The sequence below is a fragment of the Sphingopyxis sp. LARHCG72 genome (assembly GCF_052871675.1).
Genome location: NZ_JBIXJU010000010.1, coordinates 108,130 through 124,014 on the forward strand (window position 1 = coordinate 108,130; position 15,885 = coordinate 124,014).

General features: G+C 66.8%; 12 protein-coding genes. 9 read left to right on the forward strand and 3 right to left on the reverse strand.

Going from position 1 to position 15,885, the window contains the following annotated elements; all coding sequences use genetic code 11:
• Window positions 1-47: 47 nt before the first annotated feature.
• Window positions 48-2,798, reverse strand: a complete 2,751-nt coding sequence (locus ACIPPQ_RS19320) for a TonB-dependent receptor (protein WP_446545677.1) — start codon at window positions 2,796-2,798, stop codon at window positions 48-50.
• 318 nt (window positions 2,799-3,116) lie between these two features.
• Between ACIPPQ_RS19320 and ACIPPQ_RS19325 the strand changes: the two genes are divergently transcribed.
• The gene (locus ACIPPQ_RS19325) at window positions 3,117-4,151 is read left to right on the forward strand and encodes a LacI family DNA-binding transcriptional regulator (RefSeq protein WP_446545678.1); all 1,035 of its coding nucleotides are present in this window, start codon (window positions 3,117-3,119) and stop codon (window positions 4,149-4,151) included.
• Window positions 4,152-4,251: 100 nt separating this feature from the next.
• Window positions 4,252-5,775, forward strand: a complete 1,524-nt coding sequence (locus ACIPPQ_RS19330) for an MFS transporter (RefSeq protein WP_446545679.1) — start codon at window positions 4,252-4,254, stop codon at window positions 5,773-5,775.
• Here the strand turns inward: ACIPPQ_RS19330 and ACIPPQ_RS19335 are convergent.
• Together ACIPPQ_RS19335 and ACIPPQ_RS19340 are read right to left on the reverse strand one after the other, a co-directional pair.
• Entirely contained in the window at window positions 5,759-6,439 is a 681-nt protein-coding gene (locus tag ACIPPQ_RS19335; protein WP_446545680.1) for a UTRA domain-containing protein, read from the reverse strand. The genes ACIPPQ_RS19330 and ACIPPQ_RS19335 overlap by 17 nt on opposite strands.
• Window positions 6,436-7,785, reverse strand: a complete 1,350-nt coding sequence (locus ACIPPQ_RS19340) for a formimidoylglutamate deiminase (protein WP_446545681.1) — start codon at window positions 7,783-7,785, stop codon at window positions 6,436-6,438. The genes ACIPPQ_RS19335 and ACIPPQ_RS19340 overlap by 4 nt, the downstream gene beginning before the upstream one ends.
• A gap of 29 nt (window positions 7,786-7,814) precedes the next feature.
• On the opposite strand from ACIPPQ_RS19340, the gene hutI reads away from it, so the two are divergent.
• From hutI to ACIPPQ_RS19375, 7 genes are all read left to right on the forward strand, one after another.
• Window positions 7,815-9,026 (forward strand): imidazolonepropionase, encoded by a 1,212-nt coding sequence (gene hutI / locus ACIPPQ_RS19345; RefSeq protein ID WP_446545682.1) that lies wholly within the window; start codon window positions 7,815-7,817, stop codon window positions 9,024-9,026.
• Window positions 9,023-10,543 carry a histidine ammonia-lyase gene (gene hutH, locus ACIPPQ_RS19350; protein WP_446545683.1) on the forward strand — a complete coding sequence of 507 codons (1,521 nt, stop codon included), beginning with the start codon at window positions 9,023-9,025 and terminating at the stop codon, window positions 10,541-10,543. The genes hutI and hutH overlap by 4 nt, the downstream gene beginning before the upstream one ends.
• A complete protein-coding gene (gene hutG / locus ACIPPQ_RS19355; RefSeq protein ID WP_446545684.1) occupies window positions 10,543-11,337 on the forward strand; it encodes an N-formylglutamate deformylase in 795 nt (264 codons plus the stop codon). The genes hutH and hutG overlap by 1 nt, the downstream gene beginning before the upstream one ends.
• Window positions 11,334-13,013 (forward strand): urocanate hydratase, encoded by a 1,680-nt coding sequence (hutU, locus tag ACIPPQ_RS19360; RefSeq protein WP_446545685.1) that lies wholly within the window; start codon window positions 11,334-11,336, stop codon window positions 13,011-13,013. Before hutG ends, hutU begins: the two co-directional genes overlap by 4 nt.
• Before the next feature lie 75 nt (window positions 13,014-13,088).
• Window positions 13,089-14,252: an acyl-CoA dehydrogenase family protein gene (locus tag ACIPPQ_RS19365; RefSeq protein WP_446545686.1), complete on the forward strand. Its 1,164-nt coding sequence runs from the start codon at window positions 13,089-13,091 to the stop codon at window positions 14,250-14,252.
• Window positions 14,252-15,088 (forward strand): FAS1-like dehydratase domain-containing protein, encoded by an 837-nt coding sequence (locus ACIPPQ_RS19370; RefSeq protein WP_446545687.1) that lies wholly within the window; start codon window positions 14,252-14,254, stop codon window positions 15,086-15,088. Before ACIPPQ_RS19365 ends, ACIPPQ_RS19370 begins: the two co-directional genes overlap by 1 nt.
• A gap of 191 nt (window positions 15,089-15,279) precedes the next feature.
• Window positions 15,280-15,810, forward strand: a complete 531-nt coding sequence (locus tag ACIPPQ_RS19375) for a hypothetical protein (RefSeq protein WP_446545688.1) — start codon at window positions 15,280-15,282, stop codon at window positions 15,808-15,810.
• The last annotated feature ends 75 nt before the right edge of the window (window positions 15,811-15,885 follow it).

A 15,885-nucleotide genomic window follows, 5' to 3' on the forward strand; every position in this document is an offset into this window, starting at 1 on the left:
CGGTGGCGGCGGACGGACCGGACTCGCCGGCCGGCCCGCCCGTCAGGTCAGAACTTGTAAGTGATACCCGCCATGAAGTTGCGACCATAATTCTGATAGTCGCGGATCTGGCGCGGGTCGTTGTTGTAATAGGTCACGAAGGGCTCGTTCGTGAGGTTCGACGCCTGGAGCAGGATGCCCAGTCCTTCGAGCGCCCCGCTCTGGAAGGTATAGCCGACCTGCGCGTCGACCACGAACTCGCTCTTCGCCATGAACATGTCGCGCGCGAGGCTGATCGTCGAAACCTCGGCAAGGAACTTCGAACGATAGCGACCCGATGCACGCACCTGGAAGCCGTCCTTTTCGAAATAGGCGGTTCCGTTGACGACCCATTTCGACAGGCCGGGCATCGAAATCGCGGCATCCCCGCCTTCGCGTACGCGGCTCTTGGTGTAGGAGGCGCTGCCGAGCACCCCGAAGCCGTCGAGCGCCTGCGTGAAGTTGGCGAAGGGCAGCGAGAAGGACGCTTCGGCGCCATAGACGCGGCCGGCGTTGCCGTTCAGCCACTGCTTGCTGAGACCTGCGCGCGTGCCGACCGTTCCGCCGTCAGGAACCTCGAAGTCCGAGAAGTCGAACGGATTGACCTGGCGATAGATGTAATTTTCGAGATATTTGTAGAAGCCACCGATCGAGACATAGCCGCCCTGCCCGAAATATTTCTCGAGCCCCACGTCGACCGTGTCGGCCATCAGCGGACGCAGCTTCGCATTGCCGAGATCGAGCGACCAGGGCGACGCGTTGACGTCGGTGTTGTTGCGCTTCGACGTGTCGAAATTGACGCCGCCACCGGGCTTCAGCTGGTCCATGCGCGCCCGCGCCAGCATCCGCGCCGCGCCGAAGCGCAGGAAGGTGTTGTCGGCGAATTCGACCGACAGGTTCAGGCTCGGCAGGATGTCGGTATATTTGTCGCCATCGACGACCGGCGTCGACTGGGTCACCCCGCCGACGACCTGCGCATAGAAGCTCGACCCCGTCTGGTCCGAATGCACGATCTGGACGCCGACATTGCCGCGGATCGGCGTGCTGCCCGCGTCGGCGTCGAAATTCGCCTGCACGAAGCCGGTCAGCACCTTTTCGCGGATCGTATAATCGTTGAAGACACGCGCCGGATCGAAGCCCGCGCCGTCGGTCAGCGTGTAGTTGCCGTCATTGTAGAAGCGCCAGCTGTCGAACGCGACCATGCCGGGGATGCCGATGAAATCGAGCGATACCGGATCGTAAAGATAGTCGGCCGGTACCGCGGTGTTCGCCGGATAATTCTTGCTCGTCAGCACGAAGCCGCGGTCGTCGAGGCTCTTCTTGCGGTCCGAATAATTGGCACCGACGCGCACGCTGCTGAGTACGCCGTCGAGTTCCTGCGTCGCTTGCAGGCGCAACGACTTCAGTTGGTCCTTGACGCGCGGGGTGTTGACGAAGCCGTCCTGGCAGTTGGGAACCGCACCGCCGCAGCTGTTCCACCCCTGCGGATCGGTGATCACGAACAGATTGGGATCGGCATAGTCGAGCGACGGGTCGAACATGATCCCACCGTTCGGGCGCATCTCGAACCCCAGCGCGGTTTCACGCGCACCGACGCCGGCGCCGCGGCCGGTGCCGAGATAGATTTCGAGATTTTCCTCGGTCTTCTTGATCCGCGAATAGCCAAGATCGAGTTCGAGCGTCAGCCTCTCATTGGGCTTGAACTGCGTGTTCCAGCCGCCCGCGACGATCGTTGAATTGCGATGGACGACGTCGTTGCGCATCACCGCTTCGGTGCCCGTCCAGACACCCTTGGTCACGAGGCCGTCTTCGATGGTAAAGCCGGGCTGGAGGGTCGAATTGCCCCAGAAGAGCGGGAATTCGATGCCGCGCAGCCGCTGCTCGTCCTTGAACTTCGACCAATAGCCGTCGATCGTCGTGTGGAACTTGTCGCTCGGCTCCCATTCGACGACCGCCATCACGCCGTCGCGCTTGAGCTCGTTCGACTTCACATAGGGCTTGGCGCCGCCGATGATGAAGGCGGTGTTCGTCCCGTCGGTCGCCTCGGGATAACCCCATGCGTTGAAGCGTTCCTCGGCGGTCGGCGACTGCATCCGCGCATAACCAATCGCCCAGCCGAGCGTGCCGTCGGCATTCTGGTCGATATAGGAGATGTTGGCGCGGTAGCCTTTGTTCGAGATGTCGGGGTTGAGCTTGCCGAGGTCGTTGACCTCGAAGCGCGCACCCGCCGCAATCGTGCGCTTGCCATAAGCGAGCGGGCGCACCGTGCGCATGTCGATCGTGCCGCCGAGCGCCTGCCCGATCAGCGACGCATCGGGCGTCTTGTAGACGATAGCACCGTTGAGCAGTTCGGACGGATATTGATCGAGCTCGACGCCGCGGTTGTTGCTCGCCGAAACCTGTTCGCGGCCGTTGAGCAGCGTGGTGGTGAAATCGGGCGCGAGGCCGCGGATCGACACGACGTTGGCGCGCCCGTCGAGGCGCTGCGTCGCAAGGCCCGGCAGGCGCGACAGCGATTCGGCGATCGACAGGTCGGGCAGCTTGCCGATGTCTTCCGCCGAGACGACCTCGACGATCGAGGTGCTGTTCTTCTTCGCCTGGACCGAATTGTTGATCGCGCTCCGAATGCCGCTGACGACGATTTCGCCTTCGGCCGGTGCCTCATCGACGGGGGCGGTGCCGGCGTCTTGCGCCATCGCGGCGCCGGGCATGAAAGCGGTCAAGGCAAGGCCGAGCGCGATGGCGCTGGCACCGCGGCGAAGGCTGGTCGGCATGGTCATAGTGGCTCCCCTGGCACGGACGGGCGGTCTTGACCCATGCACCGGGAGGGGGACGCGGGGCGTCCGTCAGGCTCCTCTCCGGCACGTGGGCTTTACCCATCTTGAGCCTCGCAATTGAAACCAATCACGCCGCGCCGCCATAGGGTATACGTATACGCATAATATGCAGTGGACCGCGCTGTCGCCGAAATGTCACGCTTTTGCGCCCGACGCCGCGGCATCGGGCCCGATGCAAATTCTTGGCATCGACCGGACCAATCGCTAGGCTCGCAGCAAGGCAGCCGCCAGCGACAAGGCCGCCATGACCGGGAGACGAGCATGGGGCGCCAGCCCTCATCCAAGCCGACGAGCTTCGATATCGCCTATCTGGCGGGCGTCTCGCAGCCCACCGTGTCGCGCGCGCTGCGCGGCAGCAAATCGGTGAGCGCGGCGACGCGCGCGAACATCGAACGGATCGCGCGCGAACTCAACTACACCGTCGACAAGAACGCCTCGAGCCTGCGCTCGCAGCGCACCCACACACTCGCCCTGCTCTTCTTCGAGGACCCGACTCCCGACCAGTCGATGATCAACCCCTTCTTCCTGTCGATGCTCGGGTCGATCACGCGCCAATGCGCGCTGCGCGGCTATGACCTGCTCATCAGTTTCCAGCAGATGCACAATGACTGGCACGTCGCCTATCAGGACAGCCACCGCTCCGACGGCATCATCCTGCTCGGCTATGGCGATTACCAGCTTTACCGCTCAAAGCTCGAGCATCTGGTCGAAATGGACACGAAGTTCGTGCGCTGGGGATCGGTGTCGGACGACAGCATCGGGCTGACGGTCGGGTCGGACAATGTCGGCGCGGGGATGCAGGCGGGCCGGCACCTGATCGAGATCGGGCGGCGCACCATCGCCTTCCTTGGCGACGCATCGGACCATGCGCCCGAGTTCCAGGATCGCTACGCCGGGCTGTGCCGCGCGATGGAAGCGGCGGGGCTGTCGCCCGACCCCGCACTGCAACGCGACGCGGTGTCGTCCGAAGAATCGGGCCACGCCGCGGCGCGCGCGCTGCTCGCGAGCGGACGGTCCTTCGACGCCATATTCGCCGCCAGCGACCTGATCGCGATCGGCGCGATGCGCGCGTTGACCGAGGCGGGGCTGCGCCTGCCGCACGATGTCGCGATCATCGGCTTCGACGATATCCCCGCCGCCAACCTCACCTCGCCAACGCTGACCACCGTGATGCAGGACATGAAGAGCGCGGGCGAACTGCTTGTCGACGCGCTGCTTCGCCGCCTCGACGACCTGCCCGTCGAACGCGCCGTGCTGCCGACGCGGCTGATCAAACGGCAAAGCACCGCGGTTTAACGTATTCGTATACGCACCCGCCGCGCGGCTTGCCCTCGCTCCCCCGCGCTGCAATCGTCGCGGCGCGCGAGCCGCATCAGCGGCCGCCGGGGAGAGTGATATGGAAAAGCCGAGGCAGGGCTTTCGGGGCCTGTGGAACATCAGCTTCGGCTTTCTGGGAATCCAGATCGGCTTCGCGCTGCAAAATGCGAATATGAGCCGCATATTCCAGACGCTCGGCGCCGAACTCGAAACGCTGCCTGCACTCTGGATCGCCGCGCCGCTCACCGGCCTGCTCGTCCAGCCGATCATCGGCCATATGTCCGACCGCACCTGGCTCGGACGGCTCGGGCGGCGTCGCCCCTATTTCCTCGCCGGCGCGATCCTCGCCGCGCTCGCGCTGTTCATCATGCCCGAATCCTCGGTGCTCTGGTTTTCGGTGCTGATGCTCTGGGTGCTCGACGCGTCGATCAATGTCTCGATGGAGCCGTTTCGCGCCTTTGTCGGCGACATGCTGCGCCGCGACCAGCACAGCATCGGCTATGCGGTGCAGACCTTCTTCATCGGCGTCGGCGCGGTCGTGGGATCGGCCTTCCCCTGGCTGCTCGACCAGTTCGGCGTCGCGAACACCGCGCCGCCGGGCGTCATCCCCGACACCGTGCGCTACAGCTTCTGGGCCGGCGGCCTCGTCTTCTTCCTCTCGGTGCTGTGGACCGTGCTCACGACGCGCGAATATTCGCCCGAAGAGATGGCGGCCTTCGCCGAGAGCGATGCCGTCGCCGACGGCCCCGACACGCTCCGCCTGCTCGCCGCGCGCGGCTTCACGGGCAGCGCGATATGGGCAGCCGCCGGCCTTGCCATCGCCGTCCTCGTCGCCGAGTTCGGCCTCGAAAAGGAGATGTACCTGCTCGCCGCGCTCGTCGCGGGCTATGGCCTCGCCAGCGCGACCGCGATCGCGCTCGCCCGCGCGGGGCGCAGCAACAACATGCTCGCGCATATCGTCGGCGATTTCGCCGGGATGCCCCCGGTGATGAAGAAGCTCGCGCTGGTCCAGTTCTTCAGCTGGTCGGCGCTGTTCATCATGTGGATCAACACCACCCCCGTCGTCGCGCAATATATGTTCGGCAGCAGCGATCCCGCGTCGTCCGCCTATCAGGCGGCGGGAAACTGGGTCGGCGTCCTGTTCGCCGCCTATAACGCCGTCGCGGCGATCGCCGCGCTCACCCTGCTCCCATGGCTGTCGCGGCGCGTCGGGCAGGCGCGCACGCACATGATCTGCCTGCTCGTCGGCGCAGCCGGGTTCGCGAGCTTCCTTTTCCTGCGCGACCCGCAAGCACTGCTCGTGTCCGAAATCGCGATCGGTATCGCCTGGGCTTCGATCCTCGCCATGCCCTACGCGATCCTCGCCTCGAACCTGCCGCAGGCGAAGCTCGGCATCTATATGGGGCTGTTCAACATCTTCGTCGTCGTGCCGCAGCTGCTGGTCGCGACGGTGATGGGGCAAGTGATGAAAGCGCTCTTCCCCGGCGAGCCCGTCTATACGATGGGCTTCGCGGCCGCCGCATGGGTAATCGCGGCCATCGCGATGCTGCGCATCGTGCCCATGGTTCCCCACGGGAACGGCGCCGTCACGGCCCCGCGTTGAATTCGGCTACAAGGTCGAAACGGTCGCCGCGAAACAATTGCCGGACATGCGTGACGACGCGGCCCGCGCGCCATGTCGTGCGGTCGAGTTCGAGGCACGCGGCGCCGGGACCGATCCCCAGCAGCGCCGCTTCCTTGCGCGCCGGGTTCACCGCGCGGATCACGTGCCGCGCCTGCGTCCACGGGATATGGCCGAGCAGCCAGGTTCCCGGCGCCTCTTTTGCAAAGTCGGCGTCCGCCGCCGCGGGCACCTCGCCGAGCGCGATGAACCGCCGTTCGAGCGCGAAGGGCTCGCCCGCCGCGAGGTGCACGCCCTCGATGCGCAGCGCCGGTCCGGCAAGCAGGTCATCACCCGCGTCGGCGGTTTCGAGCGACGCGAGTTCCCAGCGATAGGCCTCGCCGCGCGCCGCGATCAACTCGGCAAGGTCGGGCACCGTCATCACCGCCGAATGGACAGGCGGATGCGCAACGAAGGTCCCCGCCTTGCGGCGCCGTTCGACCAGCCCCGACGCGGCGAGTTCGCCGAGCGCCTTGCTCACCGTCGCGCGCGCGCAGCCGTAGCGCGCCGCGAGCTCCTGCTCGGTCGGCACGCGGTCGCCGGGGCGCCACTCGCCCGACTGGATCGACGCGGCGATCTCTTCGCGGATGCGCCGTGCGGGGTTCACGCGAGCAACCGCGCAACGCACGCACGATAGGAGGCGGCGATGGGTTCGGCCTCGATATGGCGCCCCTTCTCGACGCGCTTCACGCCCGCGCGCCACACGCCGTCGATCGCCCCCGCGCGCGCCGCGAAAATCCAGCGGTCGAGCAAGGTCGCCTCGTCGGTGCCGGCAAAGGCGGGATGATCGAGGTCGAGCGACACGATGTCGGCGGCATGGCCGACGGCGAGCCCCGCGGACACGCCGAGCGCCTGCGCGCCGCCCTGCACCGCATATCCGAACAGGTTCGTCCCGACGAACGGCACATCCTCGCGCGCCAGGAGCGCGCGCGCGCGGTGCGCCAGGCGCTGCGAATATTCGAGCGCGCGCAGTTCCTGCGCTGCGTCGACGAGGATGTTGCTGTCGGTACCGATTCCGAAGCGCCCGCCCGCGGCAAGATAGTCGACTGCGGGAAAAATGCCGTCGCCCAGATTGCCTTCGGTGATCGGGCACAGCCCCGCGACCGCGCCGCTCGCGGCGAGCCGCACCACTTCGGCTTGGTCGAGATGCGTCGAGTGGATCAGGCACCAGCGTCCGTCGACCCCGGCATTGTCGAGCAGCCATTCGACCGGCCGCGCGCCGCTCCAGGCAACGCAATCGGCGACCTCCTTCACCTGCTCGGCGGCGTGGATATGCACCGGACCCGTCGGCGACATGGCGAGCAATGCGGTCAACTCTTCGGGCGTGACGGCGCGCAGCGAATGCGGCGCCACCCCCATATTGGCATCGCCCGACAGCTTCGACCGCGAAGCGCCGAGAAGCTTGGCAAAGCCGTCGATGTCATTGAGGAACCGCCGCTGCCCGGGGCTCGGCGGCGCCGCGCCGAAATTGCCGTGCGCGTAGAAGACGGGAAGCAGCGTCAGGCCGATCCCGGTCGCGGCGCTCGCCTGCGCAATCGCCCCCGCCATCTCGGCCGGGTCGGCATAGGTGGCGCCCGCCGGATCGTGATGCAGATAGTGAAACTCGCCGACGCGCGTGAAACCCGTTTCGAGCATCTCGGCATAGGCCTGCGCGGTGATCGCCACGACATCCTCCGGCGTCAGCCGGTCGAGGAAGCGGTACATGATCTCGCGCCAGCTCCAGAAATTGTCGTCGGGACGGCTGCGGCGCTCCGAAAGCCCCGCCATCCCGCGCTGGAAACCGTGGCTATGGACGTTGCACAGCCCGGGCAGGCCGATGCGGTGGCGATCATCGCCCTCCGCCGCCTCGACCCCGACCTCGACCTTCGCAATCCGGCCGTCCGCGATGCGCAGGCGCACGTCCTTTTTCCATTCGCTGCCGATCCATGCGCGTTCGAACCAGAGAGAAGTCATCGTCCGTCCTCATATTATGTCTAGACATAATGGCGCATTCGAACGACACTGTCCAGATGGAGCAGCTCTGGATCAACGCCCGACTCGCAACGATGGCCGATGATGCACTCGGCCTGGTCGACGATGGCGTCGTGGCGGCGGCGAATGGCCGGATCGTCTATGCCGGACCCGCCGACGGCGCTCCGGCGACCGCGCAAAAGGTTACAGATTGCGAAGGCCGGCTGATCACCCCGGGCCTGATCGATTGCCACACGCACCTCGTCCATGGCGGCAACCGCGCGAACGAATGGGCGATGCGCCTCGAAGGCGCGACCTATGAAGAGATTGCCCGCGCGGGCGGCGGCATCGTCTCGACGATGCGCGCGACGCGCGAGGCGAGCGAGGCCGAACTGGTTGCGAGCGCCCTGCCCCGCCTCGACGCGCTGATCGCCGAGGGCGTCACGACGATCGAGATCAAGTCGGGCTATGGGCTGTCGACCGACGATGAACTCAAGATGCTGCGCGCCGCGCGTGCACTCGCCGGGCACCGCAACATCCGCGTCGAACCGACCTTCCTCGGCGCGCACGCCTTGCCCCCCGAATATAAGGGCGACAGCGACGCCTATATCGACCTCGTCGTCGGCGAGATGATCCCCGCCGCCGCGCCGCTCGCGACCGCGGTCGATGCCTTTTGCGAAGGCATCGGCTTCTCGCGCGCGCAATGCACACGCGTGATCGAGGCGGCGAAGGCGCGCGGCCTTTCGGTCAAGCTCCACGCCGAGCAGCTATCCGCGCTCCACGGCAGCGCGCTCGCCGCGCTCCACGGCGCGCTCTCGGCCGATCATCTCGAACATGCGACCGACGACGATGTCCGCGCGATGGCCGCGGCAGGCACGGTCGCGGTGCTTCTTCCCGGCGCCTATTATTTCATGCGCGAGACCAAATTGCCCCCGATCGAGGCGATGCGCCGCCACGGGACGCGCATCGCGCTCGCGACCGACAACAACCCCGGCACCTCACCGACGACCTCGCTGCTGCTGATGCTCAACATGGGCGCGACCTTGTTCGGGCTGACCGTGGTCGAGGCGCTGCGCGGCGTCACGGTCAACGCCGCCGCCGCGCTCGGCCTCGACGCCGAGGTCGGCACGCTCGAGGCCGGCAAGGCATGCGACCTCGCGATCTGGGACGTCGGCGACCCCGCCGAGCTCGTCTACCGCATCGGCTTCAACCCGCTTCACCAACGCATCAAGGACGGACAATGATCATCACCCCCGGCGCCATGACGCTCGCCGACTGGCGCGAAATCTATGAGGGCGCGAGCGCCGAACTGAGCGACGGCGCATGGGACGCGATCGACGCGAGCGCCGCCGCGGTCGCGCGGATCGTCGCGAAGGGCGCACCCGTCTATGGCATCAACACCGGCTTCGGAAAGCTCGCGAGCGTCCGCATCGCCGACGGCGAGCTGTCGACGCTCCAGCGCAACATCGTGCTGAGCCACGCCGCGGGCACCGGCGCGCCGTCGCCCGCCCCGATCGTCCGGTTGATGATGGCATTGAAGCTTGCGAGCTTCGGAATGGGCGCTTCGGGCGTGCGGCGCGAAACGGTCGCGATGATCGAAGCGATGCTCGAACAGGGCCTCACCCCCGTCGTCCCGTCGCAGGGCTCGGTCGGCGCGAGCGGCGACCTCGCGCCGCTGTCGCACATGGCGGCGGCGATGATCGGCGTCGGCGCGATCGAGGTCGGCGGCAAGGTCCTCCCCGCGGCCGATGCGCTGGCGCAAGCCGGCCTCGTCCCGCTCGATCTCGGCCCGAAGGAAGGCCTCGCGCTGCTCAACGGCACGCAATTCTCGACCGCCAACGCGCTCGCTGGCCTGTTCCGCGCCGAAACCATCTTCCGCTCGGCGCTGATCACGGGGGCGCTCTCGACCGAAGCCGCGAAGGGCTCCGACGCGCCCTTCGACGCGCGCATCCATGCGCTGCGTGGCCACGCCGGGCAGCGCGAGGTCGGCGATACGCTGCGCACCCTGATGGCGGGGTCGGCGATCCGCGCCTCGCACGCCGTCGACGATCCGCGCGTGCAGGACCCGTACTGCCTCCGCTGCCAGCCGCAGGTGATGGGCGCCGCGCTCGACCTCTTGCGGCAGGCCGGCACGACGCTGGGCATCGAGGCCAATGGCGTGTCGGACAACCCGCTGATCTTCGCAGATACCGACGAAGCGCTGTCGGGCGGCAATTTCCACGCCGAACCCGTCGCCTTCGCCGCCGACATGATCGCGATGGCCTTGTGCGAGATCGGCTCGATTTCGGAGCGCCGCATCGCGATGCTCGTCGATCCGGCGCTGTCGGGCCTCCCCGCCTTCCTCACCCCGCGCCCCGGCCTGAATTCGGGCTTCATGATCCCGCAGGTCACCGCCGCCGCGCTCGTCAGCGAGAATAAGCAGCGCGCCTATCCCGCGAGCGTCGACTCGATCCCGACCTCGGCCAATCAGGAGGATCATGTCTCGATGGCCGCGCACGGCGCGCGCCGCCTGCTCGACATGGCCGACAACGCCAGCGCGGTGATCGGCATCGAGCTGCTCGCCGCGTGCCAGGGCATCGACTTCCACGCGCCGCTGAAATCGAGCGACGCACTCGAAGCCGCGCACCGGCATCTCCGCGCCGAAGTGCCGACGCTCGAAGACGACCGGCATTTCCATCCCGACATGGAGGCGGCGACCGCTTTGATCCGCACGGGCAGCCTCGTCGTGGCGGTTCCCGCGCGCCTGCCGGGGCTCGCCTGATGGACTGGCTGCGCGTCCATCGCGGCGACGCGCCGCTCATCCTCGCCTTCCCGCACGGCGGCACCGGGCTCGCCGGGCTCGACGACCAGTTCGTCTCGCCCTGGCGCGCGCAGCTCGACACCGACTGGTGGATCGCCGAGCTTTACGCCTTCGCCGCCGACCTCGGCGCCACGCTGGTCGCGACCGACATCTCGCGCAGCGTGATCGACATGAACCGCGATCCGTCGGGCGTGTCGCTCTATCCCGGACAGGCGACGACCGAGCTGTGCCCGACGACGACCTTCGACGGCGAGCCGCTTTATCGTTTCGACGCGCCGGACGAGGCCGAGATCATGCAGCGGCTGAACTCCTATCACCGGCCGTATCACGACGCGCTGACGACCGAACTCGACCGGCTGAAGGCCGCGCACGGCCGCGTCGTCCTCTACGACGCCCACTCGATCCGCAGCCATGTCCCGCGGCTGTTCGACGGCGAGCTGCCGCAGTTCAACATCGGCAGCAACGACGGCACGACTTGCGCCCCCGAGCTCGAAACCGTGATCGCGAACATCTGCGCCGCGAGCGGCCACAGCCATGTCGTCAACGGCCGCTTCAAGGGCGGATGGACGACGCGCCATTACGGCCGCCCCGAGGGCGGCGTGCACGCGATCCAGATGGAGCTCGCGCAGCGCGGTTACATGACCGAATCCGCCGCGCTGACCGAAACCGCGCCGCTCGACCCCAATCCCGCGATCCGGCCCGTGCTGGAGCAAGTGATCAGCGCGACCCTCGACTTTGCGAAAGGAAATTCATGACCACCCGCCCCCTTAGTCCGAGGTTGGACAACAGCCGCGTGATCCGTCCGGCGACCGGCACCGAAATCACCGCGAAAAGCTGGCTCACCGAAGCGCCGATGCGGATGCTGATGAACAACCTCCACCCCGACGTCGCCGAGGCGCCGCACGAGCTGGTCGTCTATGGCGGCATCGGCCGCGCCGCGCGCGACTGGGAAAGCTATGACCGGATCGTCGAGACGCTGAAGCGGCTCGAGGACGACGAGACCTTGCTCATCCAGTCGGGCAAGCCCGTCGGCGTGTTCCGCACGCACGAGAACGCCCCGCGCGTCCTGCTCGCCAATTCCAACCTCGTGCCCGAATGGGCGAACTGGGATCATTTCCACGAGCTCGATAAAAAGGGCCTGATGATGTACGGCCAGATGACGGCCGGAAGCTGGATCTACATCGGCAGCCAGGGCATCGTTCAGGGCACCTACGAAACCTTCGTCGAAATGGGCCGCCAGCATTATGGCGGCAGCCTCGCAGGGCGCTGGCTGCTCACCGCCGGCCTCGGCGGCATGGGCGGCGCGCAGCCGCTCGCCGCGGTGATGGCGGGCGCATCGTGCCTCGCGATCGAATGCCAGCCGAGCCGCATCGAGATGCGCCTGCGCACCGGCTATCTCGACAAGCAGGCCTCATCCATCGACGAGGCGATCGCGATGATCGAAGCCAGCCATGCCGAGGGCAAGCCGGTGTCGGTCGGCCTGCTCGGCAACGCCGCCGAGATCCTGCCCGAGATGGTGCGTCGCGGCATCCGCCCCGACCTGCTCACCGACCAGACCTCGGCACACGACCCGGTCAACGGATACCTTCCCGCAGGCTGGACCCTCGACCAATGGTTCACGAAGCGCGAGAGCGATCCCGCCGCGGTCGCCAAGGCCGCCAAGGCATCGATGGCAGTGCACGTCCGCGCGATGCTCGACCTGCAGGCCGCGGGCGTGCCGACGACCGACTATGGCAACAACATCCGCCAGATGGCGAAGGACGAGGGCGTCGAGAACGCCTTCGACTTCCCCGGCTTCGTCCCCGCCTATGTTCGCCCGCTCTTCTGCCGCGGCATCGGCCCCTTCCGCTGGGCGGCGCTGTCGGGCGATCCCGAGGATATCTACAAGACCGATGCGAAGGTGAAGGAGCTGCTGCCCGACAACAAGCATCTCCACAACTGGCTCGACATGGCGCGCGAGAAGATCCGGTTCCAGGGCCTGCCCGCACGTATCTGCTGGGTCGGTCTCGGCGACCGCCACCGCCTCGGCCTCGCGTTCAACGAAATGGTGGCGTCAGGTGAACTCAAGGCGCCCGTCGTGATCGGCCGCGACCATCTCGATTCGGGGTCGGTCGCGTCGCCGAACCGCGAGACCGAAGCGATGCGCGACGGATCGGATGCGGTGTCGGACTGGCCGCTGCTCAACGCCCTGCTCAACACCGCCTCGGGCGCGACGTGGGTGTCGCTCCACCACGGCGGCGGCGTCGGCATGGGCTATTCGCAGCACAGCGGCATGGTGATCGTTGCCGACGGCACCCCCGAAGCCGCGAAGCGCCTCGAGCGCGTATTGTGGAACGATCCCGGCACCGGCGTGATGCGCCACGCCGACGCGGGATACGAGATCGCGATCGACTGCGCGCGCGAGAAAGGGCTCGACCTGCCCTCCATCTGACATTTGTTTCAGTTGCACCGAAACAGCTTCGCATCCTAAGGCTCTCCCCGACGATCAGGGGAGAGCCGAAAGCCGATGTCCGAAGCCCAGCCGCAGAGCTTTCCCGAAATCCGCGACGCAGTGCGCCGCCTCTGCGCCGGTTTCCCCGGCGAATATTGGCAGCGGCTCGACCGCGACCGAATCTATCCGACCGAGTTCGTCCGCACGCTCACCGAAGCAGGCTTCCTCTCCGTTCTGATCCCCGAAGCCTATGGCGGATCGGGCCTCGGGCTCGGCGCGGCGACCGCGGTGCTCGAGGAAATCCATCGCTCGGGCTGCAACGGCGGCGCCTGCCACGCGCAGATGTACACGATGGGCACTTTGCTCAAGCACGGCTCCGAAGCGCAGAAGCAGGCCTATCTGCCCGCGATCGCCAGCGGCGAGCTTCGCCTGCAGGCCTTCGGCGTCACCGAGCCGACCGCGGGCACCGACACAACGCGCATCCGCACGTTCGCGAAGCGGGTCGGCGACAAATATGTCGTCAACGGGCAAAAGATCTGGATCAGCCGCGCCGAACATTCGGACCTGATGGTCCTGCTCTGCCGCACCACCCCGCGCGAGGAGTGCGCCAAACCGTCGGACGGGATGAGCGTGCTGCTCGTCGACATGCGCGAGGCGCAGGGCAACGGCCTGACGATCCGGCCCGTCCGCACGATGCTCAACCATGCGACGACCGAACTGTTCTTCGACGATCTCGAAGTCCCCGCCGCCAACCTGATCGGCGAGGAGGGCAAGGGCTTTCGCTACATATTGTCGGGCATGAACGCCGAGCGCATCCTGATCGCGTCCGAATGTATCGGCGACGGGCGCTTCTTCATCGACCGCGCGACCGCTTATGCCAAGGACCGGTCGGTGTTCGGCCGCGCCATCGGCGAAAATCAGGGCATCCAGTTCCCCATCGCGCGCGCCTATGTCCAGATCGCCGCCGCCGCGGAGATGGTCGACAAGGCCGCGCGGCTGTTCGACGCCGGACAGGATGGCGGGACCGAGGCGAATATGGCGAAGATGCTGGCATCCGAAGCGAGCTGGTACGCCGCCGACATGTGCGTCCAGACGCACGGCGGCTTCGGCTTCGCCGAGGAATATGACATCGAACGCAAGTTCCGCGAGACGCGCCTCTATCAGGTCGCGCCGATCAGCACGAATTTGATCCTCAGCCATGTCGCGACCCACGCGCTCGGCCTGCCCAAGAGCTTTTGATGGACGATTATTCCGCCTGGGTCGGCCGCAGCGAAACACGTGAGGATGTCGCCACCATCGCGCCGATGCGCGGCTTGGCCGCATTGCTCGATCACGATGCGGTGCCGGATATCGTCCCGCCCCTCGGCCACTGGCTCTATTTCCTGCCCGACGCGCGCCAGTCGACCATCGGCGCCGATGGCCATCCCCGCCGCGACGGCGCAGGCCTGCTCCCGCCCGTGCCGCTGCCCCGCCGGATGTGGGCGGGAAGCCGTATCGAATATCTGTCGCCGATCGCGGCCGGCGCGGCGCTGAGGCGCGTCACCACGATCGATGCGATCAAGCCCAAGCGCGGCGCGAGCGGCGACCTGCTGTTCGTCACGCTGCGCCACGATATCGCGGCGGACGGCGTCGCGGCGATCCGCGAGGAACAGGACATCGTCTTTCGCGCCCCCGCCGCGGCATCGCCGGCGCCTCCCCCGCCGCCCGTTGAACCGGCAGAGCCCGAGCAGAGCGACGCGACGCGCAGCGTCGTCCCCGATCCGGTGATGCTGTTCCGCTACTCGGCGCTCACCTTCAACGCGCATCGTATCCATTACGACCGCGACTATGCGCGAGGGGTCGAGGGCTATGCGGGACTCGTCGTCCACGGCCCGCTGATCGCGACGCTGCTGATGGACCATTTCCTGCAATCCGTCCCCGGCGCCGCGCCGCGCCATTTCCGCTTTCGCGCCGAAGCCCCGCTGCTCGACGGAGCACCCTTCGACCTGTGCCTCGCGCATGAAGGCGCGGGGGCGCGGCTGTGGGCGCGTGACGCGGCAGGACGGGCGACGATGCGCGCCGACGTGACGGTCTGACGCCGCGCAATCCACCCACCGATATCATCTGGGTATTTCTCCGCCCCCGACATTGCCAATTCGCAAAGCGGTTCGCACCGCGGCGGATCATGATCGCCTTGTTCGCACCGATGCGGACGGAGTCGGGGAGGATCCGCATCAGCCATGCCGATCGGCATCGCGAGCCATCCCCATTTTGAGAGGAAGTAGTCATGATCAAGAAAGTCATGCTTGCGGTGTCGGCAATTGCACTCGCCGCAACGGCCGCTCCGGCGATTGCGCAAACGCAATCCAACAATGACGCCAACAACAATGGGGCGTCGGGGAACAACAGCGACAATGACACTGTCGTTGTGAACGACCTGATCGACCTGTTTGTCCAGGACAATGCCGCCGACAGCTATTCGGACGACGACCAGGACAATGACGGCAACGGCTCGTTCAACGGCAACACCCTCGTTGTCGCGAACCAGTCGCTGAGCGCGACCAACACCAACAAATATATGGATGAGTTGGTCGATCTCGATGGCGAAGACGACAGCGATACGGCCGTCGGCTACAACAGCGGCAACAACTCGGTGCGCGGCAATGCGTTCGCGGCCTATGCCGGCATCCTGAACGCCGCCTGGAACACGGGCATCAACGCCAACACCCAGGCAGCGACCAACATCGCGGCACAAGGCACCGTCAGCTTCGGCGACACCTCGGCGCCGGCCGGTGGTGGCGACGGCGGCGGCGACTAATCACGTCCCCCCGGATGGCCGGCGCATCTGACCCCCAGGGCGTCGGCCATCACCCGTTTTTGAAGTTTTCAGGAG

Coding starts and splice junctions, on each gene's coding strand:
- ACIPPQ_RS19320 (WP_446545677.1), bottom strand. CDS start 2,798: ATGACCATGCCGACCAGCCTTCGCCGCGGTGCCAGCGCCATCGCGCTC.
- ACIPPQ_RS19325 (WP_446545678.1), top strand. CDS start 3,117: ATGGGGCGCCAGCCCTCATCCAAGCCGACGAGCTTCGATATCGCCTAT.
- ACIPPQ_RS19330 (WP_446545679.1), top strand. CDS start 4,252: ATGGAAAAGCCGAGGCAGGGCTTTCGGGGCCTGTGGAACATCAGCTTC.
- ACIPPQ_RS19340 (WP_446545681.1), bottom strand. CDS start 7,785: ATGACTTCTCTCTGGTTCGAACGCGCATGGATCGGCAGCGAATGGAAA.
- hutI (WP_446545682.1), top strand. CDS start 7,815: ATGGCGCATTCGAACGACACTGTCCAGATGGAGCAGCTCTGGATCAAC.
- hutH (WP_446545683.1), top strand. CDS start 9,023: ATGATCATCACCCCCGGCGCCATGACGCTCGCCGACTGGCGCGAAATC.
- hutG (WP_446545684.1), top strand. CDS start 10,543: ATGGACTGGCTGCGCGTCCATCGCGGCGACGCGCCGCTCATCCTCGCC.
- hutU (WP_446545685.1), top strand. CDS start 11,334: ATGACCACCCGCCCCCTTAGTCCGAGGTTGGACAACAGCCGCGTGATC.
- ACIPPQ_RS19365 (WP_446545686.1), top strand. CDS start 13,089: ATGTCCGAAGCCCAGCCGCAGAGCTTTCCCGAAATCCGCGACGCAGTG.
- ACIPPQ_RS19370 (WP_446545687.1), top strand. CDS start 14,252: ATGGACGATTATTCCGCCTGGGTCGGCCGCAGCGAAACACGTGAGGAT.
- ACIPPQ_RS19375 (WP_446545688.1), top strand. CDS start 15,280: ATGATCAAGAAAGTCATGCTTGCGGTGTCGGCAATTGCACTCGCCGCA.